The organism is Streptomyces sp. SGAir0957 (assembly GCF_043523415.1).
In genome coordinates, this window is sequence record NZ_CP027293.1 from 3,200,169 (window position 1) to 3,222,255 (window position 22,087).

At 71.3% G+C, this 22,087-nt stretch carries 20 protein-coding genes; 5 read left to right on the plus strand and 15 right to left on the minus strand.

The window, feature by feature from the left end; all coding sequences use genetic code 11:
- Positions 1-36: 36 nt before the first annotated feature.
- Together C1N81_RS19260 and dapE are read right to left on the minus strand one after the other, a co-directional pair.
- Complete coding sequence (locus C1N81_RS19260) at positions 37-786, minus strand: LOG family protein (protein ID WP_394430731.1); 750 nt, start codon at positions 784-786, stop codon at positions 37-39.
- A gap of 93 nt (positions 787-879) precedes the next feature.
- Positions 880-1,959, minus strand: a complete 1,080-nt coding sequence (dapE, locus tag C1N81_RS19265; protein ID WP_394430733.1) for a succinyl-diaminopimelate desuccinylase — start codon at positions 1,957-1,959, stop codon at positions 880-882.
- A gap of 382 nt (positions 1,960-2,341) precedes the next feature.
- Between dapE and C1N81_RS19270 the strand changes: the two genes are divergently transcribed.
- A complete protein-coding gene (locus C1N81_RS19270; RefSeq protein ID WP_394430735.1) occupies positions 2,342-2,803 on the plus strand; it encodes an ATP-binding protein in 462 nt (153 codons plus the stop codon).
- A gap of 89 nt (positions 2,804-2,892) precedes the next feature.
- Here the strand turns inward: C1N81_RS19270 and C1N81_RS19275 are convergent, their stop codons facing one another.
- Positions 2,893-3,999: a bifunctional succinyldiaminopimelate transaminase/glutamate-prephenate aminotransferase gene (locus C1N81_RS19275; protein WP_394430737.1), complete on the minus strand. Its 1,107-nt coding sequence runs from the start codon at positions 3,997-3,999 to the stop codon at positions 2,893-2,895.
- A 137-nt stretch (positions 4,000-4,136) separates the two neighbouring features.
- Positions 4,137-4,457 carry a ferredoxin gene (gene fdxA / locus C1N81_RS19280; RefSeq protein ID WP_111666449.1) on the minus strand — a complete coding sequence of 107 codons (321 nt, stop codon included), beginning with the start codon at positions 4,455-4,457 and terminating at the stop codon, positions 4,137-4,139.
- A 140-nt stretch (positions 4,458-4,597) separates the two neighbouring features.
- On the opposite strand from fdxA, the gene C1N81_RS19285 reads away from it, so the two are divergent.
- Both C1N81_RS19285 and C1N81_RS19290 read left to right on the plus strand, forming a co-directional pair.
- Positions 4,598-5,602, plus strand: coding sequence for a GNAT family N-acetyltransferase (locus C1N81_RS19285; RefSeq protein WP_394430739.1), 1,005 nt, complete (start codon positions 4,598-4,600; stop codon positions 5,600-5,602).
- Between the two features lie 73 nt (positions 5,603-5,675).
- Complete coding sequence (locus C1N81_RS19290) at positions 5,676-6,518, plus strand: transglutaminase-like domain-containing protein (protein WP_394430741.1); 843 nt, start codon at positions 5,676-5,678, stop codon at positions 6,516-6,518.
- Between the two features lie 101 nt (positions 6,519-6,619).
- Here the strand turns inward: C1N81_RS19290 and C1N81_RS19295 are convergent, their stop codons facing one another.
- The 4 genes from C1N81_RS19295 to C1N81_RS19310 form a co-directional block, all read right to left on the minus strand.
- Positions 6,620-8,929 carry a hypothetical protein gene (locus C1N81_RS19295; RefSeq protein WP_394430743.1) on the minus strand — a complete coding sequence of 770 codons (2,310 nt, stop codon included), beginning with the start codon at positions 8,927-8,929 and terminating at the stop codon, positions 6,620-6,622.
- Positions 8,930-9,072: 143 nt separating this feature from the next.
- On the minus strand, positions 9,073-9,447 hold the full coding sequence (locus tag C1N81_RS19300; RefSeq protein WP_394438063.1) for a DUF6113 family protein: 375 nt from the start codon (positions 9,445-9,447) through the stop codon (positions 9,073-9,075).
- Positions 9,448-9,512: 65 nt separating this feature from the next.
- Complete coding sequence (gene mshB / locus C1N81_RS19305) at positions 9,513-10,439, minus strand: N-acetyl-1-D-myo-inositol-2-amino-2-deoxy-alpha-D-glucopyranoside deacetylase (RefSeq protein WP_394430745.1); 927 nt, start codon at positions 10,437-10,439, stop codon at positions 9,513-9,515.
- Positions 10,440-10,479: 40 nt separating this feature from the next.
- Complete coding sequence (locus tag C1N81_RS19310; RefSeq protein ID WP_361064602.1) at positions 10,480-10,674, minus strand: hypothetical protein; 195 nt, start codon at positions 10,672-10,674, stop codon at positions 10,480-10,482.
- 179 nt (positions 10,675-10,853) lie between these two features.
- On the opposite strand from C1N81_RS19310, the gene C1N81_RS19315 reads away from it, so the two are divergent.
- The gene (locus C1N81_RS19315) at positions 10,854-13,016 is read left to right on the plus strand and encodes a S9 family peptidase (RefSeq protein ID WP_394430748.1); all 2,163 of its coding nucleotides are present in this window, start codon (positions 10,854-10,856) and stop codon (positions 13,014-13,016) included.
- Between the two features lie 3 nt (positions 13,017-13,019).
- Here C1N81_RS19315 and C1N81_RS19320 read toward each other — a convergent pair whose 3' ends face one another.
- Genes C1N81_RS19320 through C1N81_RS19340 form a run of 5 tightly spaced genes read right to left on the minus strand, consistent with a single transcriptional unit; the run spans position 13,020 to position 18,763 of the window.
- The gene (locus tag C1N81_RS19320) at positions 13,020-14,180 is read right to left on the minus strand and encodes an ABC transporter ATP-binding protein (RefSeq protein ID WP_394430750.1); all 1,161 of its coding nucleotides are present in this window, start codon (positions 14,178-14,180) and stop codon (positions 13,020-13,022) included.
- Positions 14,167-15,150: an ABC transporter ATP-binding protein gene (locus C1N81_RS19325; protein ID WP_394430752.1), complete on the minus strand. Its 984-nt coding sequence runs from the start codon at positions 15,148-15,150 to the stop codon at positions 14,167-14,169. Before C1N81_RS19325 ends, C1N81_RS19320 begins: the two co-directional genes overlap by 14 nt.
- A gap of 5 nt (positions 15,151-15,155) precedes the next feature.
- Positions 15,156-16,178, minus strand: a complete 1,023-nt coding sequence (locus tag C1N81_RS19330; RefSeq protein WP_394430754.1) for an ABC transporter permease — start codon at positions 16,176-16,178, stop codon at positions 15,156-15,158.
- On the minus strand, positions 16,171-17,094 hold the full coding sequence (locus tag C1N81_RS19335; protein WP_394430756.1) for an ABC transporter permease: 924 nt from the start codon (positions 17,092-17,094) through the stop codon (positions 16,171-16,173). The genes C1N81_RS19330 and C1N81_RS19335 overlap by 8 nt, the downstream gene beginning before the upstream one ends.
- Before the next feature lie 31 nt (positions 17,095-17,125).
- The gene (locus tag C1N81_RS19340) at positions 17,126-18,763 is read right to left on the minus strand and encodes a peptide ABC transporter substrate-binding protein (protein WP_394430758.1); all 1,638 of its coding nucleotides are present in this window, start codon (positions 18,761-18,763) and stop codon (positions 17,126-17,128) included.
- Between the two features lie 160 nt (positions 18,764-18,923).
- Here C1N81_RS19340 and C1N81_RS19345 point away from each other — a divergent pair, with 160 nt between their 5' ends.
- Entirely contained in the window at positions 18,924-19,655 is a 732-nt protein-coding gene (locus C1N81_RS19345) for a class I SAM-dependent methyltransferase (protein WP_394430760.1), read from the plus strand.
- Between the two features lie 223 nt (positions 19,656-19,878).
- On the opposite strand, the gene C1N81_RS19350 is transcribed toward C1N81_RS19345, so the two are convergent.
- Both C1N81_RS19350 and C1N81_RS19355 read right to left on the minus strand, forming a co-directional pair.
- On the minus strand, positions 19,879-20,997 hold the full coding sequence (locus C1N81_RS19350) for an ABC transporter ATP-binding protein (RefSeq protein WP_394430762.1): 1,119 nt from the start codon (positions 20,995-20,997) through the stop codon (positions 19,879-19,881).
- Between the two features lie 27 nt (positions 20,998-21,024).
- Positions 21,025-22,086 (minus strand): ABC transporter ATP-binding protein, encoded by a 1,062-nt coding sequence (locus tag C1N81_RS19355; RefSeq protein WP_394430764.1) that lies wholly within the window; start codon positions 22,084-22,086, stop codon positions 21,025-21,027.
- Position 22,087 lies beyond the last annotated feature (1 nt).

Consider the following 22,087-nt stretch of genomic DNA (forward strand, 5'->3'; position numbering starts at 1 on the left):
ACTTGCCCCACAGGTACTACCTGCGGAGCGCGGGCCCTAGTTGCCGGTCTCCTTGGTGACCAGGGTGATCGCCTCCTCCACGTCGTCCGTGACGTGGAAGAGGAGCAGGTCCGCCTCGCTCGCCTTGCCCTGGGCGATCACCGTGTTCTTCAGCCACTCGACGAGGCCGCTCCAGTACTGCGTGCCGAAGAGGACGATCGGGAAGCGCGTCACCTTGGTCGTCTGCACGAGGGTGAGCGCCTCGAACAGCTCGTCCAGGGTGCCGAGGCCGCCCGGCAGGACGACGAAGCCTTGCGCGTACTTCACGAACATCGTCTTCCGCACGAAGAAGTAGCGAAAGTTCAGGCCCAGGTCGACGTAGGGGTTGAGGCCCTGTTCGAAGGGCAGCTCGATGCCCAGGCCGACCGAGGTGCCGTTGGCCTCCACGGCGCCCTGGTTGGCGGCCTGCATGGCGCCGGGCCCGCCGCCCGTGATGACCGCGAAACCGGCCTCCACGAGCGCCTTGCCGATCTCGACGCCCGCCGCGTACTCCGGTGAGTCCACTGGGGTGCGCGCCGAGCCGAACACACTGATCGCGGGCGGCAGTTCGGCCAGGGTGCCGAAGCCCTCGATGAACTCCGACTGGATGCGCAGGACCCGCCAGGGGTCCGTGTGCACCCAGCCCGAGGGTCCTTCCGAATCGAGCAGACGCTGGTCACTCGTCCCGGCCTGCACCTGGTCGCGACGGCGGACCACCGGTCCTGTCCGCTGCTCCTTCGGATGCCGCTTGCCCTCCGGGTTGCTCATGTCCGCTCCCTCCATGCGCAGGTATCACGCGCTCACGTAGAGCAAGGGTAGGTCTACGCGGGTTACATACGAGGGACCTCGGCATGTCAGGCGTCAGACGGTGAGCCAGGCGGCCAGGCGCTTCTCCGCCTCCAGGACGAGCGCCGTGTCGACGTGCTCGTCGATCTTGTGGGCGTACATCGGGTCGCCGGGGCCGTAGTTGACCGCCGGGACGCCGAGCGCGCTGAAGCGGGAGACGTCCGTCCAGCCGAACTTGGGGCGCGGCTCGCCGCCCACGGCGGCCAGGAAGGCGGCGGCAGCGGGGTGGGTGAGGCCGGGCCGGGCCCCGCCCGTGTGGTCGTCGACGACGAACTCGTCGACCGGGCAGCCCTCGAAGAAGTCGCGGACGAACTGCTCGGCCTCGGCCATCGAGCGGTCGGGCGCGTAGCGGAAGTTGACCGTGACGGCGCAGTCGTCCGGGATGACGTTCGTGGCGACGAAGCCCTCGATCCGTACGGCGTTGAGGCCCTCGTGGAACTCCAGGCCGTCGACGACCGGCCTGCGCGGTTCGTAGGCGGCGAGGCGCTCAAGAATGGGAGCCGCCGCGTGGATGGCGTTGTGGCCCATCCACGCGCGCGCGGAGTGGGCCCGCTCGCCCTTGACCTTGAGGATGACGCGCAGGGTGCCCTGGCAACCGCCCTCGACCAGGCCCTCGGTGGGCTCCAGGAGGATCGCGAAGTCGCCTTCCAGCCAGTCGGGGTGGGCGTCGGCGACGTGCCCCAGCCCGTTGAGGTGCGCGGCGACCTCCTCGTTGTCGTAGAAGACGAACGTGAGGTCGCGGTTGGGCTCGGTGACCGTCTGAGCGATACGGAGCTGGACCGCGACGCCCGCCTTCATGTCGCTCGTGCCGCAGCCCCACAGGATGCCGTCGGCGTCGAGACGCGAGGGCACGTTGTCCGCGATCGGGACCGTGTCGATGTGGCCGGCGAGGACGACGCGCTCGGCGCGGCCCAGGTTCGTGCGCGCCACGACGTTGTTGCCGAACCGGTCGACCGTGAGGTGTGGCAGGGGGCGCAGGGCCGCCTCGACGGCGTCGGCCAGCTCCTTCTCGCTGCCGCTGGGCGAGGGGAAGTCGACCAGCTGGGCGGTGAGGAGGGCGGCGTCCTGGGTGAGGTCGAGTGAGGTGCGGTCCATGGCGTTGACCCTATCGCCCGGCCATGCGAGGTACGGAGCGGCTTCGGGCGTCCGAATCCCCCCTGGTCATCAGTGCGAGCGGCCACTCGATCGAGGTATGCGCGGCATGCTTCGCACTCGGGCGGCAAAACGCTCTGGGCGATGCGGGGGCCGTCTCGCGATTCCCTTGCGCGTACAGGGGCGTAAGGGTTCTTCAGCGCTTCGGAAGTGCCGCGGGAGACACGACTTTTGCCCGTTTTTATCCGCAGCCGATTATGCGACGCATTACCAACCCTTTGCGCGGGCGACCCGCAACCTTCCGGGGCCCTGGGGCTGTTGTCACGGCGTCCGACCGCCGCACGGCAGCCGGACACACCATCTTCTCTCCCGTCTAAGGAGCACCATGTCCCTCCCCCTGACCCGCCGGATCGCCCGCGTCGCGCTGCTCGTAGCGGCGGGAGCGGCACCCGTGGTCGGTGCGGCCGGCTCCGCGAGCGCTGCCGAACTCCCGGCCACGCCCGACCTCGGCGGTGTGACCGCGCTGGACGGCGCGAACCTGGGCAACACCGTCGACGGCGCGAGCCGGCAAGTCAGCGGTCTCGCGGGCAACGCCGGCGGCGAAGCCGTGAAGACGGCCGTGCCCGCCGCGGGCAAGTCGGTCGGCAAGGCCGCCAAGACCACCACGCCGGTCGCGCAGAAGGCCGCGGGCGACCTCGCCGGCAGCGCCGGTGACACGGTCGGCAAGACGGCCGGTTCCGTGACGGACGGCGGGCTGCCCACCGACTCGGTCACCAAGGGCGGCCTCCCGCTCTCCGGCGGGCTGCCCACCGACCAGCTGCCGGTCGGCCAGCTGCCGCTGGGCTGATCACCGCGAGTCCTCGGTGACGACGGGGGTGCGGGGAGCGAATCGCTCCCCGCACCCCCGTTCGCGTTGTCCGGGACGGAGTCCGGGTGTCAGGCCGCCAGGCGCGCGACCGCCGCCCGGATCCGCTCGTCCGACGCGGTCAGGGCGACGCGCACGAACCGCTCCCCCGCCTCACCGTAGAAGTCGCCGGGCGCGACCAGGATGCCGAGGTCCGCGAGGTGCGCGACCGTGTCCCAGCAGGACTCGTCGCGGGTCGCCCACAGGTAGAGGCTGGCCTCGCTGTGCTCGATGCGGAAGCCGTGCGCGAGCAGCGCCTCGCGCAGCAGGTCGCGGCGGGCCGCGTAGCGGGCGCGCTGCTCGTGGACGTGGGCCTCGTCGCCGAGCGCCGCGACGACGGCCGCCTGGGTCGGGGCCGAGGTCATCATGCCGCCGTGCTTGCGGATCTGGAGCAGGTCGCCGAGGACGGCGGCGTCACCGGCGAGGAACGCGGCCCGGTATCCGGCCAGGTTCGAGCGCTTGGAGAGCGAGTGGACCGTGACCAGGCCGTCGAGCGAGCCCCCGTTGACCTCCGGGTCCAGGACGGAGACCGGGTCGGCCTCCCAGCCCAGCTCGATGTAGCACTCGTCCGAGAAGACCAGGACCGAGTGCTCGCGCGCCCAGGCGACGATGCGGGTCAGCTCTTCCTTGGACAGGACGCGGCCCGTCGGGTTCGACGGGGAGTTGAGCCAGAGCAGCTTGAGGCCCGCCGGGTCCAGCTCGGTCGGGTCGTCGTAGGCGACGTGCTCCGCGCGGGCCAGACGGGCGCCCACCTCGTACGTCGGGTAGGCGAGGCGCGGGTAGGCGACCTTGTCGCCCGGACCGATCCCCAGCTGCGTCGGCAGCCAGGCCACCAGCTCCTTGGAGCCGACGACCGGCAGCACGTTCGTGTGGCCGAGACCGCGGGCGCCCAGGCGCCGTTCGCACCAGGAGACGAGCGCGTCCCGCAGCTCGGGGGTGCCCCACACCGTCGGGTAGCCCGGCGAGTCCGCCGCGTCGGTCAGCGCCTTCTGGATCAGCTCGGGCACCGGGTCGACGGGCGTGCCGACCGACAGGTCGACGAGGCCGTCCGGGTGCGCCGCGGCCGTCTTCTTGTACGGCTCCAGCTTGTCCCAGGGGAAGGTGGGGAGGCGGTCGACGGGGGCGGGGACTGCGGACACCTGGTCAGCTCACTTCTCTCGCGTGGGGCAGCCCTGGGCGGGCGGGTCGGACAAACGCCTCGGTCCCGTACGGCAGTCGAGCCGTACGGGACCGGGGCAACGCCTGTGCGTACCGCTGGACGCGGGTACTGGTTCTGCTACTGGTTCTGCGGCGGCAGAGCGGCGATGAACGGGTGGTCCTTCTCGATGAGACCCATCTTCGAGGCACCACCGGGCGAGCCGAGCTCGTCGAAGAACTCGACGTTCGCCTTGTAGTAGTCCTTCCACTCCTCAGGAGTGTCGTCCTCGTAGAAGATCGCCTCGACCGGGCAGACCGGCTCACAGGCACCACAGTCGACGCATTCGTCCGGGTGGATGTACAAGGACCGGGAGCCCTCGTAGATGCAGTCGACCGGGCACTCCTCGATGCACGCCTTGTCCTTGACGTCGACACAAGGCTGCGCGATGACGTAGGTCACGCTGTCGTTCCTCCTCGATAGGGCGCTGGCGGGCCTCCACAGGCTCCGCCGCCTGGCGCGCGGGAGCGCGGCGTCGTCGATGCCCGCCCCTAGTATCTCCGTTCCCGGCCATGATCCGAACAGGAGGGGTGGACCGAGCTGTGGAATTCACTGCGAGCGGACGGCTCGAGGTTCGCTTGACCCGCGCTGACGTGGGAAAACGCGTTTCGGTGCGCAGGGTGAGCGAGGAGGGGCCCGCGGGTCGTAAGTTCACCGACACGGTCGGCGTTCTCACATCGTGGGACGGAGGTGTGCTGCTCATCACACGACGCACCGGAGAACAGGTCGCCGTGGACGCGGCCACGCTCGTCGCGGGCAAGGTCGTGCCCGCCGAACCGGCCAGGCGCCGCGGACCCTCGGCGACGTACCCCGAGCTCGCGCACGTCGCCTCGCGCGCGTGGCGGCCCACCGAGAGCGAGCGGCTCGGCGAGTGGGAGCTGAGGGCCGCTCAGGGGTTCACCCGGCGCGCCAACTCCGTGCTGCCGGTGGGCGACCCCGGCCTCCCGCTCGACGCCGCCCTGGAGCGCGTACGGGACTGGTACGCGGCCCGTGGCCTGCCCGCTTACGCGCAGACCGCCACCGGGGCCGCCGGGGCGCAGGAGATGCTCTGCGCCGAGCTCGAAGCCCGCGGCTGGGTGCGGGAGGTCAGCGCCGAGATGCGGATCGCGGCGCTCGCGCCCATCGGGGACGGGCCGGAGAACCCGGCCGTTGTGCTGAGCCGGGAGCCGGACGAGGCGTGGCTCGGGCGCTACCAGCGCAAGGGCGCGAGCGAGGTCGCGTTGCGGGTGCTGTGCGCCGGGCCGTCCGTGTGGTTCGCGACGGTGCCCGGGGACGGTGCGGTGCCCGCGGCGATCGGGCGGTGCGTGGTCGACGGGCGGTGGGCCGGGTTCGCCGCCGTCGAGGTCGACCCCGCCCAGCGGCGCCGGGGCCTGGGCTCGGCCGTCATGACGGCCCTCGCGCGCCGCGCCCTCGACGAAGGCGCGTCGGCGGCCTGGCTCCAGGTCGAGGCCGACAACGAGGGGGCGCGCGCGCTCTACGACCGCCTCGGTTTCGCCACGCACCACGCCTATCACCACTACCGTGCTCCGGAACGCGGCGCCCGGTGAGCAGGTACCGGCCGTCGCCCGCCGTCGGCGGGTGCCGCGCTAATCGATCGGTCTGAGAGGGCACGAGGCTCGTATGTCCCCGCAACTGTCCCCCCGCTCCGCCGAGCTACGACGCCGGTTCGCCGAGGAGGCCAGAGCCGAGCGGCCCGACCTCGCACAGCTGTGCCTGCTGCTCGCCGCGGAGGGGGACGGCGCGCTCGACGAGGCCGGCATGGACGCCGTCCAGATCGAACTCGACGCACTCGCCGGGCGGTTGCCGTTCCGGCCGGGCGGGCCGCGCTCCTGGGCCACCGCCCTCGCCGACCTGCTCGGCGAGCGGCTCGGCTTCCACGGCTCCGCCGCCGACTACCAGCGCTTGGAGTCGTCGCTGCTGCACGAGGTCCTGCGGCGCCGGCGCGGGCTGCCGATCCTGCTGTCGGTGGTCTGGATGGAGGTGGCGCGGCGAGCCGGGGCGCCGGTCTACGGGGTCGCGCTGCCCGGGCACTTCGTCGTCGGGTTCGGCGACCCGGAGGAGCGGATCCTCGCCGATCCGTTCGGTGCGGGGAGGGTGTTGACCGGGTCCGACGCGGAGCTGCTCGTCGCCGGGGCGACGGGGGCTCCGCTGGACCCGTCGATGCTGCGGCCCGTCGCTCCGCTCGAAGTCGTGCTGCGGATCCTCAACAACATCCGGGCGTGGGCGGCGACGCGGCCCGAACGGTCCGAGGTGGCGCTCTGGGCGATCGAGCTGTCGCTGCTGCTGCCCTCGCATCCCGCGCGGCTGCGGTACGAGCGGGCGCAATTGCTCGTGCAGCGCGGGGATTTCGTGACCGGGGCCGTGGAACTGGAGGCGTACGCGGACGTGGTGGGGGCGGTGGACGCGGGGGTCGCGGAGCGGGTGCTGGGGCAGGCCAGGGCGGCTCGGGCGATGCTCAACTAGGCGTGTGCCTTGTGGCCGGTTCTCGTGTGCCGTTCCCCGCGCCCCTGGGGGGAATGCAGCGGGCCCGCACGGTTGTCTTGTGCGGGCCCGCTGCATTGGCGTCAGCTCGGGTTCGTCTCGATGGTCGCTGTGCGTTCCGCCGGGGTTTTGCCCAGGAGGGCCTTGCCCATGGCGGAGGCGACGTCCGTCGGCTGGACCGGGGTCTTCTGGCCGGTGCCTCGGGTGATGAGGACGCCGTCGAAGACGTTGCCGTAGAGGCTCTTGAGGGCCTCCTGGTCGTACGTCTCCACGAGCTTGCCGTTGACCGCCTTCATGCCGAGGACCTTCGGCAGCGACTTGTCCGGGCCGAACTGGATCAGGGCGTTGCCCGCCTTGATCGTGATCAGGCCGGACATCGCGGGCTCGGCGAACTGCTTCATCTTCCGGTCGACCTCGGCGTTCGACACCGTGGGCTGCCGGGTCGTCGTGGGGACCTGGACGGGCGTGGACGCGCCCGTCTCGACCTGCCGCTGGTACGCCTGCTCGACCGCGGTGGTCGACTTGGCCACGTCGATGCCCTTGCCGGCCTTGCCGTACACGGCGACGGCCTTGCCCGGGACGAACTTGATCGTGCCGTCGCCGGAGCCCGCGGCCCCGCCCGCCGCCTGCTCGAGCGCGGCGTGCAGCTTCTCCTCGTCGACGGGCATGACCGGGTCGACGACCCGCTGCTGGCCGAAGAGCGAGCCGATCACGGAGACCGGGTTGTAGTCGCTGCCCGCGGCGGCCGAGACGGTGGCGGCGCTGTCCAGGGAGAGGCCCGCCTGGTCCGGCTTCAGCTCCACGGTCTTGCCGTCGACCTGGAGCTTGAGCGCCTGACCGGTGCGCTTGCCGAGCACCTCGTCGAGCTTGGCCGCGGCCTCGTCGCGGGTCCCGCCGCCGATGTCGACGCCGAGGACCGTGGTGCCCTTGGGCACGTCGGAGTGGTTCATCAGCAGGCCCGCGCCGTACGCGACCCCGGCCACGACGACGACGCCCGCGCCGAGCAGGACCAGCTTGTTGCGGCCCTTCTTCTTCTTTTTCGCGGGGGCCGGGGTGCTCGGCACCGGGTCGGGCAGTTTCGGCGCGGTGTGCGCCGTCGGGGTCCGGCCCTGCCCCCGGTCACCGTCGACCGGCGGGACGACCGGCATCCCGCTGGTCAGGGTGTCACCGGAGACGTGCCCGCCGGCCGGCGGCTCGGGCGCCGGCTTCTGCGGGGTGAGGATCGCGGTGTCGTCGCTCATGCGCGGCGTGTCCGGACGGATCCGCGGGTTCGGTGCGGGGGTCGGGATTATCGGCCCGTCCCCGGTCGCGGGTCCGGCGGTGGGACCGGCGGGGCCGCTGCGCGGGCCGCCGGGCGCGTTGTTCCGCCGGGCGCCTGCGTCGGGGCCACCGGTGGCACCCAGGCCCGCCGCGTTGCCCAGGCCACCGGACGCGCCGGGGCCACCGGACGTACCCGCGCCACCGGAGGCGCCCAGGCCGTCACCGGCGCGCGGGCCACCGAAGGCGTCCGCGCCGCTGGAGACACCGGCACCGCCGAACGCGTCCGCGCCACCGGAGTTGCCGAGACCGCCGGGGCCCCCAGAACCGCCAGGACCGCCAGGACCGCCAGGACCGCCGAAAGCATCCGCGCCGCTGGAGACACCGGCACCGCCGAACGCGTCGGCGCCGCTGCCCATCCCGAGGCCGCCGGACGTGCCTGGGCCGCCGTCGCCGCCGAAGCCGCCCGGTCCTCCCGCGGCACCCGCGCCCGCGGGCCCGCCCGAGCCGCCCGCGCCGTCCGCGCCGTTCCCGGAGAAGTAGGGCAGGTCGCCCCGGTCGCCGGGGGTCTGGCCCTGGCCGCCGCCCAGCGGGCCGGACGCCACCGCTCCGTTCACGTCGAAGCCGCCGGACGTGTCCGACGGGGGCGGCGGGGTCGCGGCGCGGGCCGCGGGGTTCTTGCGCGGCGCGAACCAGTCGCTGGTCTTCTCCTCGCTGGGCGCCTTCGGCTCGGCGGCGTCGCCCGTGGCGGGCCCGGCACCGTCGGCCGCGCCGGTGGTGCCGTCCGCGTACCCGGTGAGGGCGGACGGGCGGCCCGCGCCGGCGTCCGGCTCGGCGGACCGCGCCTCGGCGCCGTCCTGCGGCCCGCCGTCGACATCGCTCATCGGCGTACGCATGACGACCGGCGGGATGGGACGCGAGCCGGGGATGTTGATCCGGATCCGCGTCGTCAGCGTGGTCTCCGTCTTGGGGCTGTCCGGGGTGCCCTGGTCGCCCGCGGGGCCCTGGCCCAGCGGGTCGGCGTCGCCGGACGCCGCGCCCTGCGCGGACGTGCCGTACGGAGGCGTCCCCGACGGGTACGCGGCAGCGCCGCGCCCCTGGGGCCCGGAGGACGAACTGTCAGTTTCACGACTCAAAGCAGGTTCTCCCGGTTGGCTCCGCCGCCCGTCTCGACCTCACGCGGGCTGCTCGGCGGCGCGCACCACCATACTGGCCGCGGCCGGACGCCACGGAGGGACGGACGGTGAATCCTGCATAGGGCACGGGCCGAAGTGGTACGTCACTTCCCAAGTCGGGCGGCGGAGGCGGCCGGTTGCCGGGGAAGCCAGAGCGTGGCGCACATCACAGCCACGGCCATTCCTCCGAGGAGGAAGAGGTAGGAGCCGATTCCCGCGCCGAAGAGGAAGTCGCCCTCGGGGCGGCTCGCGGTGAGCAGGATGACCGCGAGGACCCAGCCCGCGGCGGGGGCGAGGGCGCCGGACCTGCCGCCGGTGAGCCGTGCTCCGCCGTGGAACAGCCCGGCCGCGCCGAGCAGCGCGAGCAGCAACCCGGCCGGGAACCAGCCCCCTTGGAGCAGCGCGCCCGCGGCGCCGACGAGGACGCCGAGCACGAACAGGCCGAGCAGGGCGACGGCACGGCCCGGGGTGAGCGCCATGCCGAAGGGGAGGTCGGCCCGTGCCGCCGCCGAGCTCCCGGTCTTGCCGTTGTCGCCGCTGCTCATCACGCGCTCGCTCCTTCGCTGCCCTGCATTGCGTCCACACCCTCGAACAGGTCCTTCTCGTACGCCGATCCGGCCTCGCCGCGTACCAACTCGTAGTACTCCGTGACGAAGAGCGGCTGCGCGAGCTTGTTCGAGAGGACGAAGGCGCGGAGGTCGCCGACCGGGTCCGCGACGGTGACCTGGGTCGCGTGCGCGGCCATCGCGGCGGCCTTGCGCTCCGCGTGCGCGCGGCCGTCGATCTCGGCGGTGATCCGCTCGTCGTCGACGACGCCGGGGACGTCCGGGACGGCGGCGGTGACGGTGAAGGGGGTGCGGTCGAGGGCCTCGGCGAGTGCGCGAAATCCCTCCTCGACCACCGTGCGTGGCGCACGATTCCAGTAGATCTTGGAGATCGTGTGCGGATCTCCGAGGTCGCGGCGGAAGGCCGGCTCGGCCGCGAGGTCGGCGGCCCGCATGGCCACCCGGTGCGCCTGGATGTGGTCGGGGTGGCCGTAGCCGCCGTCCGGGTCGTACGTGACGAGGACCTGGGGCCGGATCTCGCGGATGACCTCGACGAGGTGCGCCGCGGCCTCGTCCGGGTCGGCGGACCAGAAGGCGCCCGGGCGCTCGTTCTGCTCGACGCCCATCATCCCGGAGTCGTGGTAGCGCCCCGGGCCGCCGAGGAAGCGGTGGTCGGTGACGCCCAGCTCCTTCATGGCGGCGGCGAGTTCGCCGATGCGGTGGGGGCCGAGGCGGTTCTCGCGGTCCGGGGCGAGGTGGGCGAGTTCATCGGGGATGACCTCGCCCTCTTCGCCGAGGGTGCAGGTCACGAGCGTGACGTGGGCGCCGTCGGCGGCGTACGCGGCCATCGTGGCGCCGTTGTTGATCGACTCGTCGTCGGGGTGCGCGTGCACGAGGAGCAGACGCCGACCGGGCAGTTCCGTCATGCCTCCACCCTAGAACGCGGCACCCCGGGGTCTGGACCGCCTAGAACTTGATGCCTCCGATCATCCCCGCCACGTTCGTCGTCAGTTCCTTGATCGTGGGGGCGATGGAGGAGCTCGCCAGATAGAAGCCGAGCAGCACGCAGACGACGGCGTGTCCCGCCTTCAGCCCTGACTTCTTGATCAGGATGAAGACGATGATCGCGAACAGCACCACGGCCGAGATCGAGAGTGCCACAGCGGTCCCTCCTCCAAAGTGATCCGGTCGCCGACGGACGTCCCCCTTCCGGGATGCCCACACAGCGCTACTGATCATAACTATCCGCTGTCGCGCATGAGTCACGGCGAGGGAGCACCGGGGGCGGGCGGGAGCGCGAGGGGGGCGCGTCGCCCCTGCTTACGTCCTAGGCTTCGGGGATGACCACCGAGAACGCCACGGGCAGCGGACCCGACACGCCGCAGGGCAGCGGGAGCGGGACGTACTCCTTTCCTCGTCAGCACGCGCGGACGCAACGCTTCACCTCCGGTGCGCCCCGCGCCTTCACGGTGGCGCCGGACGGGGAGCGGGTCGCCTTCCTGCGCTCCTCCGGCGGCAGCGACCGGGCGAACGCCCTGTGGGTGCTGGATGTGCCGAGCGGTCAGGAGCGGGTCGCGGCCGACCCGGTGAGCCTCCTCGGCGGGTCCGTGGAGCGGCTGTCCGCCGAGGAGCGGGCGCGGCGCGAGCGCAGCCGGGAGGGCGGCGCGGGCATCGTGGCCTATGCGACGGACGCCGCCGCCGAACTGGCCGCGTTCGCCCTGTCGGGCCGCCTCTTCGCGGCCGAGCTGCGCGCCGGTACCGCCCGTGAACTGCGCGTTCCCGGGCCGGTGTTGGACCCGCGCCCCTCCCCCGACGGACGGCACGTGGCGTACGTGACGCGGGGCGCGCTGCGGGTCGTCGACGCGGAGGGCGCGAACGACCGGGCCCTCGCCAGCCCCGAGTCGGACACGGTGACGTACGGGCTCGCCGAGTTCATCGCGGCCGAGGAGATGAGCCGGTACCGGGGTTTCTGGTGGTCGCCCGGCTCCGACCGGCTGCTGGTGGCCCGCGCCGACGACGCGGACGTGCGGCGCTGGTGGATCGCCGACCCGGCGCACCCGGACCGCGAACCGGCGCGCAACGCCTATCCGGCGGCGGGCACGCCCAACGCCGAGGTGCGGCTCTTCGCGTACGGCCTCGACGGCTCCCGTACGGAGATCAACTGGAACCGGTCGGCCTACCCGTACCTGGCCCGCGTGCACTGGTCGGCGGACGGCGCGCCGCTGATCCTGGTGCAGGCCCGTGACCAGCTCAGCGCGTTGTACCTGGCGGTGGACCCGGACGACGGGTCGACGCGGATGGTGCACGCCGACGAGGACGCGCAGTGGCTGGAGCTGTTCCCTGGCGTGCCGTGCTGGTCGCCGAGCGGGCAGCTGGTGCGGATCGCCGACGAGGGCGGGGCGCGGGTCCTCGCGGTCGGGGAACGGCTGCTCACGGGCGGGCAGCTGCATGTGCGGGCCGTGCTGGACGTCGGCGACAGCGATGTGCTGGTCTCGGCGTCCGCGGGCGCCCGCGCCGCCACCCCCGAGACCGGTGAGGTGCACGTCTACCGGGTCAACGAGCTGGGTGTGCAGCGGATCTCGGAGGGAGCGGGCGTGCACACGGCGGTCCGCTCGGGCGGCGTCACCGTCTTCGTCTCGTCGACGCTCGACACGCCGGGCGCGCGGGTGCGTGTGGAGCGCGACGGCAAGCACGTCGCCGACATCGCCTCGCACGCCGAACGCCCCCTGCTCTCCCCGCGCGTCACGCTGACGGAGGCGGAGGGCATCCCGTGCGCCGTTCTGCTCCCGTCCTCGTACGCGGAGGGGGACGGTCCGCTCCCGGTGCTGCTCGACCCGTACGGCGGCCCGCACGGGCAGCGCGTCCACGCGGCGCACAACCCGTATCTGACCTCGCAGTGGTTCGCCGACCAGGGCTTCGCGGTGATCGTCGCGGACGGGCGCGGCACGCCCGGCACCTCGCCCGGCCGCGAGAAGTCGATCCGCGGCGACTTCACGCTGACCCTCGACGACCAGGTCACCGCCCTGCACGCGCTGGCGGAGCGCTTCCCGCTCGACCTGTCCAAGGTGGCGATGCGCGGCTGGAGCTACGGCGGCTACCTCTCCGCGCTCGCCGTGCTGCGGCGGCCCGACGTCTTCCACGCGGGCGTCGCGGGCGCGCCGGTCACGGACTGGCGGCTGTACGACACGCACTACACGGAGCGGTACCTCGGCGACCCGGCCACCTCGCCGGACACATACGCCGCGAACTCCCTGGTCACCGACGACGGGCTCTCGAACGCCGCGCCGCAGCACCGGCCGCTGCTCATCGTGCACGGGCTCGCCGACGACAACGTGGTGGTGGCGCACGCCCTGCGGCTCAGCTCGGCCCTGCTCGCGGACGGCCGGCCGCACGAGGTGCTGCCCCTGTCGGGCGTGACGCACATGACGCCGCAGGAACAGGTCGCGGAGAACCTGCTGCTGCTCCAGGTCGACTTCCTGAAGCGGTCGCTCGGGTTGCGATAGCCCCTACTGCTCCGGCGGCACGACCTGCTTCTCCTCGGCGAAGTGACACGCCGAGGGGTGCTGGGCCGGGCCCGGGTCGCCGATGCGGAAGACGGCCGGTACGGCGAGGAGCGGCACCTCGTCCGCGCACCGCTGCTGGGCCTTCCAGCAGCGGGTGCGGAACCGGCAGCCGGAGGGCGGGTTGGCCGGTGAGGGCACGTCGCCGCTGAGGATGATGCGTTCGCGGTGCTCGCGCGCCTCCGGGTCCGGGACGGGCACCGCCGACAGGAGCGCCTGCGTGTAGGGGTGCGTCGGATGGTCGTAGATCTCGGCGTCGGAGCCGATCTCGACGATGCGGCCGAGGTACATCACGCCGACCCGGTCGGAGATGTGGCGCACGATCGACAGGTCGTGGGCGATGAACACGTACGAGAGGTCGAACTCGTTCTGGAGCCGGTCCAGGAGGTTGATGACCTGGGCCTGCACCGACACGTCGAGGGCGGAGACCGGCTCGTCGGCGACGATGATCTCGGGGCGCAGGGCGAGGCCGCGGGCGATGCCGATGCGCTGGCGCTGGCCGCCGGAGAACTGGTGCGGATAGCGGTTGATGTACTCGGGGTTGAGCCCGACCACGTCGAGGAGGTCCTGCACCCGCTTCCTGCGGTCCCCCTTGGGCGCGACTTCGGGGTGGATCTCGTACGGCTCCCCGATGATGTCGCCGACCGTCATGCGCGGGTTGAGCGAGGTGTACGGGTCCTGGAACACCATCTGGATGTTGCGGCGCACCGCCTTCAGGGCGCGGCCGGACAGGCGGGTGATGTCCTCGCCCTTGTACTTGATGACACCGGCGGTGGGGCGTTCCAGGTTGACCAGCATCTTGGCGACGGTGGACTTGCCGCAGCCGGACTCGCCGACGATGCCGAGGGTCTCGCCCTGGCCGAGGTCGAAGTCGACGCCGTCGACGGCCTTGACCGCGCCGACCTGCTTCTTGAAGAGGACGCCCTGGGTGAGGGGGTAGTGCTTGGTGAGGCCGCGTACTTCGAGGAGGGGTTCGCGCCCCGACGCCGAGCCGTTCGCCGCGTAGTCCGTCTCGGCCTGCGCCTTGTGCAGGAGGTGTTCGGCGAGTTCGCCCTCCCGGCGGAGATCGCCCTTGCTGACGTGCGAGCCGCCCTCAGCGTGACGCATCGATCGTCTCCTTCCAGAAGTGGCAGGCGCTGCGACGGTCATCGGAGACGCGGTAGAGCGGGGGTACGTCGGTGCGGCACACGTCCTGGGCCATCGGGCAGCGCGGATGGAAGGCGCAGCCGGGCGGGATGTTCATGAGGTTCGGCGGCAGGCCCTTGATGGCGAAGAGCTCCTGGCCCTTCTGGTCGAGGCGCGGGATCGATTCGAGGAGCCCCTTGGTGTACGGGTGCGCCGGCGCCTTGTAGATCTCGTGGACCGGGGCGTGCTCGACGATGCGGCCCGCGTACATCACGGCGATCTTGTCGGCGACGTCGGCGACGACGCCGAGGTCGTGGGTGATGAGGATGAGCCCCATGTTGAGTTCGCGCTGCAACTCGGCGAGCAGGTCCATGACCTGGGCCTGCACGGTCACGTCGAGGGCGGTGGTGGGCTCGTCCGCGATGATCAGGTCGGGTTCGAGGGCCAGCGCCATCGCGATCATGATGCGCTGGCGCATACCGCCGGAGAACTGGTGCGGGTACTGGTTGACCCGCTCCTTCGCCGCCGGGATGCGCACCCGGTCCATCAGCTCGATGGCCTTGGACTTGGCGTCCTTCCTGGACAGGCCCCGGTGGACGCTGAACAGTTCGCCGATCTGGGCGCCGACGGAGAGCACCGGGTTGAGCGAGCTGAGCGCGTCCTGGAAGATCATCGCCATCTCGGCGCCGCGGACCTTCCTGCGCTCCTCCTCCTTGAGCTTCAGCAGGTTCCGGTCCTTGAAGACGACCTCGCCGCCGGTGATCCTCCCGGGCGGCACGTCGAGGATGCCCATGATCGCCTGTGCGGTGACCGACTTGCCGGAGCCGGACTCACCGAGCACGGCCAGGGTCTCGCCCGCGTCGACCGTGTAGTTGACGCCGTTCACGGCCTTGGCGACGCCGTCCCGGGTGCGGAACTCGACGTGCAGATCGCGTACTTCGAGCAACGGCATGGGCGCTACCTCAGCTTCGGGTCGAGGGCGTCGCGCACCGCGTCGCCGAGCATGATGAACGCCAGGACCGTGATCGCGAGCGCACCGGCGGGCCACAGCAGCATGTGCGGGGCGTTGCGGATGTACCCGGAGGCCGCCGAGATGTCGATGCCCCAGCTGACGGCCGGCGGCTTCAGACCGACGCCGAGGTACGAGAGGGTCGCCTCCAGGGCGATGTACGTACCGAGGGCGATGGTCGCGACGACGATGACGGGCGCGACGGCGTTGGGCGCGATGTGGCGCAGCAGCATCCGGTTGTTGGAGGCGCCGAGCGCGCGGGCCGCCTGCACGTAGTCGTTCTGCTTGGCGGTGATGACCGAGCCGCGGGCGATGCGGGAGATCTGCGGCCAGCCGAGCAGCACCATGAAGCCGATGACGGGCCAGACGGTGTTGCTGGTGACGACCGACAGCAGGACCAGGCCGCCGAGGATGACGGGGATCGCGAAGAAGATGTCGGTGACGCGGGAGAGGATCGCGTCCCAGGCGCCGCCGAAGAACCCGGCGAGGCCGCCGAGGACCGAGCCGAGGAGGGAGACGCCGACCGTGGCGCAGACGCCGACGGTGATCGAGTTGCGGGCCCCGTGCACGGTGCGCGTGTAGACGTCGCAGCCCTGGCCGTCGAAGCCGAAGGGGTGGCCCGGCTCGGAACCCTGCTGGCGTTTGGACAGGTCGCAGGAGAGCGGGTTGCCGGAGGCGATCAGCTGCGGCCAGATCGAGATGACGATCAGGAACAGGATCACCAGGGCGGAGATGATGAAGACGGGGTTGCGCCGCAGGTCCCGCCAGGCGTCGGACCACAGGCTGCGGGGCTTTCCGGCCGGGCCGCCGGGGCCGACGGCCGGGCCCTCGATGAGCGCGCCCTCGCTGGTGGCGAGGTCCATGGCGCCGCCCATGCCGGTCGCGGCGATGGCGCCGTCCTCGGGCGCGCGGCCGCCGCCGGTCGCTCCGGGCCGTCCGGACGGGGGCTCTGGCGCTTGCGGTTCAGGCATAGCGGATCCTCGGGTCGAGTACGGCGTACAGGAGGTCGACGATCAGGTTCACCGCGAGGAAGACCAGCACGAGGATCGTCACGAAACCGACCACGGTCTGGGTGTTCTGGCGCAGGATGCCCTGGTAGAGCTGGAATCCGACGCCGTGGATGTTGAAGATGCGCTCGGTGACGATGGCGCCGCCCATCAGCGCGCCGACGTCGGCGCCGATGAAGGTGACGACGGGGATGAGCGAGTTGCGCAGCAGGTGCCGGGTGATGACGCGGCGCCGGGGCAGCCCCTTGGCGATGGCGGTGCGGACGTAGTCGGCGCGCTTGTTCTCGGCGATGGACGTCCGTGTGAGCCGGGTGACGTAGGCGAGGGAGACCGAGGCGAGCACGAGCCCCGGCACGATGAGCTCGCCGAACGGCGCGTCGGTGGAGACAGCGGGATTGATCCATCCCCACTTCACGCCGAGGAGCAGTTGCAGCAGCAGACCGGTGACGAACGTCGGCACGGAGATGACGACGAGGGTCAGCAGCAGCACGGTGGTGTCGATGGGACGGCCCCGGCGCAGACCGGTGAGGACGCCGAGCGTGATGCCGACGACGATCTCGAAGAGGATCGCCACGATCGTCAGCCGGATGGTGACCGGGAACGCGGTCGACATCAGCTCGGTGACCTTCTGGCCGTTGAACGCCGTACCGAAGTCGCCGGTGAAGACGTTCCCCATGTAGGTCAGGTATTGCTGCCACACCGGCTTGTCGAGGCCGAACTCCTTGGAGAGCTGGGCCTTGGTCGCGGGATCACAGGCCTTGTCCCCGCAGAGCCCCGCGATGGGGTCGCCCATCACGTTGACCATGAGGAAGATCAGCAGCGTGGCCCCGATGAAGACCGGGATCATCTGGAGCAGCCGCCGGATCACATACCGTCCCATCGAGGGCTCCGTCCCTGGCGTCCGGTGTCTGTCAGTTGACCTTGATCTCGTTGTAGACCGGGACGCTGAACGGGTTCAGCGCGACGTTGGAGACCTTGTCGGAGTAGCCCGCGCTGCCGTTCTGGTACCAGAGCGGGATGGCCGCCATGTTGTCCCGGACGACCTCCTGGGCCTGCTGGAACGTCTTGACCGCCTGCGCCTGGTCGGACTCGCCGTTCGCCTTGTCGACGAGGGAGTCGAACTTCTCGTTGGACCAGTGGCCGTCGTTGGACGAGGCGTTGGTGTAGTACAGCGGCTGCAGGAAGTTCTGGATGAGCGGGTAGTCCATCTGCCAGCCGGCGCGGAACGGGCCCGTCATCTTCTTGTCGGTGATCTTGTTGCGGAAGTCGGCGAAGGTGCCGGTGGGGCTGCCGACGCAGGCCTTGTCGTTGTCGAGCGCGTTGTTGATGGAGTTGCAGACGGCGTCGACCCACTCCTTGTGGCTGCCGGTGTCGGCGTTGTAGCCGATCTTCACCTGGCCGCCGGGAATGCCGCCGCCCTCCTTGACCAGCTTCTTCGCCTCGTCGGGCTTGTAGTCGCAGTACTCGCCGCAGAGCCCCTTCTTGTAGCCGCCGTCCTCGCCGAGCACCGGCGAGGTCCAGTCGGTGGCCGGGGTCCGGGTCTTCTGGAAGATCGACTCGGTGATCTGCTTGCGGTTGATCGCCATGGACAGGCCCTTGCGGACCTTGTCGCTGTCGGACTTGTTCCAGTTCGAGTCGTAGAACGGGAAGGCGAGCGTCTGGATGATGCCGGCCGGGGTGTTGATGTACCGGCCGCTCAGGTCGCTGTCCGCGTTGGCGAGCTGGGAGGCGGGCACGTCGTCGACGAGGTCGAGGTTGCCCGCCGTCAGGTCCGTGTAGGCGGTGTTGTTGTCCGTGTAGACCTTGAGGTCGACGCCGCCGTTCTCCGCCTTGTCGGCACCGGGGTACTTGTCCCACTTGCGAAGGGACATCTGCGACCCCTTCTGGTACGACTGCACGGTGTACGGCCCGTTGCCGACGGGCTTGCTGACGTAGCTGTCGTGGTTGTCGAAGAACACCTTCGGCAGCGGGGCGAAGGCGGCGTAGCCGAGGGTGTCCGGCCAGGTCGAGAACTTCTGGGTGAGCTTGACCGTGAAGGTGCGGTCACCGGTGACCTTGAGCCCGGAGAGCGTGTCGGCGGACTGCTTGCCCGAGTCCGGGTGGACCTTGTCGTAGCCCTCGATCTGCCCGAAGAAGTACGCGTTCTTCTGGTTGTTCTTCAGGCTCGCCCCGTAGTTCCAGGCGTCGACGAAGGACTTCGCGGTGACCTTCTCGCCGTTGGAGAACGTCCACCCGTCCTTGACGGTGATCTTGAAGTTCGTCTGGTCGTCCGACTCGATCTTCTCCGCCAGCATGTCCTTGGCGGCGCCCGTCTTCGGGTCGTACCGCTTGAGCCCCCGGAAGATCATGTCGAGGACCTTGCCGCCTTGCACTTCGTTGGTGTTGGCGGGTTCGAGGGGGTTCTGCGGATCCCCCCACGAGGACCGGACGACTCCGGAGCCGTCACCGCCACCGCCGCCACCGCTGTCGCCGCCCCCGCCACAGGCGGTCGCCGCCATGGCGACGACGACCGCTGTCGCGGCCCACTTGGCGTGCGTGGCTCCACGCATGGAGTGCCTCCCTCATACCGGTCATACGTCACGTACGCCTAAATATCGGTGCGAGTCGGATGCGGCGCACTTTGAGGGCGGCCTTCCGGGAGCGGGGGGCCGGGCGGGGGTGGCCGGGCGGGGGTGGCCGGGCGGGCCCGCCCCGGGCGATGATCGGCGGATGCCGGACCACGCCTTCACCGACACCCGCCTCGCCGCGCTCTACGACGGGCTGAACCCGTGGGGCCCCGGCGACGACTTCTACCTCGACCTCGTGCGGGGCGCCGGCGCCGTGCTCGACGTGGGGTGCGGTACGGGGGCGCTGCTCGCGCGGGCGCGGGAGGAAGGGCATACGGGGCGGCTGTGCGGGCTCGATCCAGCCCCGGGGATGCTGGCGGTTGCCCGGGGGCGGGCGGGGGCGGGCGTGGAGTGGGTGCGGGGCACGCTGGACTCCGCGGCGCGGCCCGACGGCCCGTTCGACCTGGTGCTCATGGCCGGGCACGCGTTCCAGGTGCTCCTCGACGACGCCGAGATCCGTACGTGCCTGGAGGCGGTGCGGGGGGTGCTCGCGCCCGGGGGGAGGTTCGCGTTCGAGACGCGGAATCCTGCGGCGCGGGCGTGGGAAGGGTGGACTCCGTCGGCGGCGGTCGTGGTGGACGGGGTGCGGGTGGCGCACGAGGTCCTGCGGGGCTTCGACGGGCGGACCGTGACCTTCGAAACGACGTTCCTGGCGGACGGCTGGAGCGGGCCGGAGGTCAGCCGCAGCACCCTCCGCTTTGTCGCCGCCGCTGAGCTGGACGGGCTCTTGGCGGCGGCCGGACTTGTGGCCGAGGCCCGCTACGGGGACTTCGACCGCTCCCCGCTGACACCTACGAGCCCCGAGATCGTCAGCGTCTGCCGGGTGGCGGACTAGTTCACCACCGCGGGTCGCGTCGTGGCTGGTCGCGCAGTTCCCCGCGCCCCTGGAGCATGCGGCTGCGCCGCAGCCCCATGAGCGCGCGCACGCAGTGCGCCGCTCAGGGGCGCGGGGAACTGCGCGACCAGCCACGACGGGGCCGCGGACGAAGGACGGACGCGCGAAGGCCCGGCCCGGTGCGATCACCGGGCCGGGCCTGAGTCCCGCCGAACCGACGGAGTCAGTCGTTGTTCTCCAGCGCCGACAGCGCCGGGTCAAGAACGATGTCCTCGCCCCGCGCCTCGATGCTCGGCTCCTCCGGGAAGTGGCACGCCGTCAGATGCCCGGGCTTGCTGCCCGAGATCTGGACGAGCGGCGGCTCCTCCGAGGCGCACTTGTCCTGCGCCTTCCAGCACCGCGTACGGAACCGGCAGCCGGACGGCGGCGCGATCGGCGAGGGCACGTCGCCTTCGAGGCGGATGCGCTCCTTCTTCTCCGCGTCGATGTCCGCGTCGGGCACGGCGGACATGAGCGCGTGCGTGTACGGGTGCCGGGGCCGGTTGTAGAGCGAGTCCCGGTCGGCGATCTCGACGATCTTGCCGAGGTACATGACCGCGACGCGCTGCGAGAAGTGCCGCACGATCGCGAGGTCGTGCGCGATGAAGACGAACGCGATGCCCATCTCCCGCTGGACCTTCTGGAGAAGGTTGACGACCTGCGCCTGGATGGAGACGTCGAGCGCCGAGACGGGCTCGTCGGCGATGATCAGCTTCGGTTCGAGGGCCACCGCGCGGGCGACCCCGATGCGCTGGCGCTGACCGCCGGAGAACTCGTGCGGGAAGCGGTTGTAGTGCTCCGGGTTGAGACCGACGATCTCCAGGAGCTCACGGACCCGCTTCTCGCGCCCGCCGGGCGGGTTGATCCCGTTGATCTCCATCGGGCCGGAGATGATCGTGCCGACCGTCTGGCGCGGGTTCAGCGACGCGTACGGGTCCTGGAAGATCATCTGGATCTCGGACCTGATGGGCGCCAGCTGCTTGCGGGAGGCGTGGCTGATGTCCTGCCCGTTGTACGTGACGGTGCCCGCGGTGGGCTCGTACAGGCGGGTCAGCATCCGCCCGGTGGTCGACTTGCCGCAGCCGGACTCACCGACGAGGCCGAGGCTCTCGCCCGGGTAGACCTCGAAGTCGACGCCGTCGACGGCCTTGACCGCGCCGACGGTGCGCCGGATCGGGAAGCCGCCCTTGATCGGGAAGTGCTTCTGCAGCCCCTCGACCTTGAGCAGCGGCGTGGCGCCGCTCTCCCGCTGGCCGGGGATCGCGTCGGCGACCGCCGTGGTGCTGTTCTTGTTCTCGCTCATGGTTCTGCCCCAGTCGCCGGTCTCTGCTCAGCCCAGCCGGGGCTGAATCGTCTCGATGAACACCTGCTGCTTCTGCTCCGCGCTCAGGTGGCAGGCGGAGCCCCGTCCGGCCGGGAGCAGCGGACGCTCGCCCGAGCAGCGGTTCCCCGACACCTTGTCGGTGAAGGTGCAGCGCGGGTGGAACGGGCAGCCCGTCGGCGGGTTGAGCAGCGAGGGCGGCGAGCCGGGGATCGGCAGCAGCGGCTCGTTGACGTCCGACGAAAGGCGCGGCATCGAGCTCAGCAGGCCCCAGGTGTAGGGGTGTTCGGGCGTCTTGAGCACCTCGCGGGTGGTGCCCCGCTCGACGGCCCGGCCCGCGTACATCACGAGGATGTCGTCGGCCATGTTCGCGACCACACCCAGGTCGTGGGTGATCATGATGATCGCGGAGCCGAACTCCTGCTGCAGGTCCTTGAGCAGGTCGAGGATCTGCGCCTGCACCGTCACGTCGAGCGCGGTGGTCGGCTCGTCCGCGATGAGCAGCTCGGGGTTGCAGACCAGCGACATGGCGATCATGGCGCGCTGGCGCATACCGCCGGAGAACTGGTGCGGGTAGTCGTCGACGCGCTGCTTGGGGTGCGGGATGCCGACCTTGCCGAGCATCTCGATGGCACGGTCCCGCGCCTCCTTCTTGGAGGCGCCGGTGTGCTTGCGGAACGGCTCCGAGATCTGCCGGCCGACGGTGTAGTACGGCGAGAGCGCGGTCAGCGAGTCCTGGAAGATCATCGCCATCTTGTTGCCGCGGAGCTTCTCCAGCTCCGTCTCGCCGGCGGTGAGCAGCTCCTGGCCGTCGAGGACGATCTCGCCGTCGATGGTCGCGGTCGCCGGGTTGTGCAGGCCGAGCACGGTCAGGTTGGTGACCGACTTGCCGGAGCCCGACTCGCCGACGATGCCGAGCGTCTTGCCGCGCTCGAGGTCGAAGGAGAGGCCGTCCACCGCCTTGACGGCGCCGTCCTCGGTGGAGAACTGCACCCGCAGGTCGCGTACCGAGAGGAACGCCTCGGAACCGGTCGGGGCCGGGGCGTCCTCGGTCTTGGTGAGTGTGGTCACG

Excerpts from the sequence above, each read along its gene's own strand:
- C1N81_RS19325 (WP_394430752.1), bottom strand. The coding sequence starts at position 15,150 with ATGCCGTTGCTCGAAGTACGCGATCTGCACGTCGAGTTCCGCACCCGG.
- mshB (WP_394430745.1), bottom strand. The coding sequence starts at position 10,439 with ATGACGGAACTGCCCGGTCGGCGTCTGCTCCTCGTGCACGCGCACCCC.
- C1N81_RS19345 (WP_394430760.1), top strand. The coding sequence starts at position 18,924 with ATGCCGGACCACGCCTTCACCGACACCCGCCTCGCCGCGCTCTACGAC.
- C1N81_RS19260 (WP_394430731.1), bottom strand. The coding sequence starts at position 786 with ATGAGCAACCCGGAGGGCAAGCGGCATCCGAAGGAGCAGCGGACAGGA.
- C1N81_RS19320 (WP_394430750.1), bottom strand. The coding sequence starts at position 14,180 with ATGCGTCACGCTGAGGGCGGCTCGCACGTCAGCAAGGGCGATCTCCGC.
- C1N81_RS19300 (WP_394438063.1), bottom strand. The coding sequence starts at position 9,447 with ATGGCGCTCACCCCGGGCCGTGCCGTCGCCCTGCTCGGCCTGTTCGTG.
- C1N81_RS19350 (WP_394430762.1), bottom strand. The coding sequence starts at position 20,997 with ATGAGCGAGAACAAGAACAGCACCACGGCGGTCGCCGACGCGATCCCC.
- C1N81_RS19335 (WP_394430756.1), bottom strand. The coding sequence starts at position 17,094 with ATGGGACGGTATGTGATCCGGCGGCTGCTCCAGATGATCCCGGTCTTC.
- C1N81_RS19340 (WP_394430758.1), bottom strand. The coding sequence starts at position 18,763 with ATGCGTGGAGCCACGCACGCCAAGTGGGCCGCGACAGCGGTCGTCGTC.
- C1N81_RS19290 (WP_394430741.1), top strand. The coding sequence starts at position 5,676 with ATGTCCCCGCAACTGTCCCCCCGCTCCGCCGAGCTACGACGCCGGTTC.
- dapE (WP_394430733.1), bottom strand. The coding sequence starts at position 1,959 with ATGGACCGCACCTCACTCGACCTCACCCAGGACGCCGCCCTCCTCACC.
- C1N81_RS19330 (WP_394430754.1), bottom strand. The coding sequence starts at position 16,178 with ATGCCTGAACCGCAAGCGCCAGAGCCCCCGTCCGGACGGCCCGGAGCG.
- C1N81_RS19315 (WP_394430748.1), top strand. The coding sequence starts at position 10,854 with ATGACCACCGAGAACGCCACGGGCAGCGGACCCGACACGCCGCAGGGC.
- C1N81_RS19270 (WP_394430735.1), top strand. The coding sequence starts at position 2,342 with ATGTCCCTCCCCCTGACCCGCCGGATCGCCCGCGTCGCGCTGCTCGTA.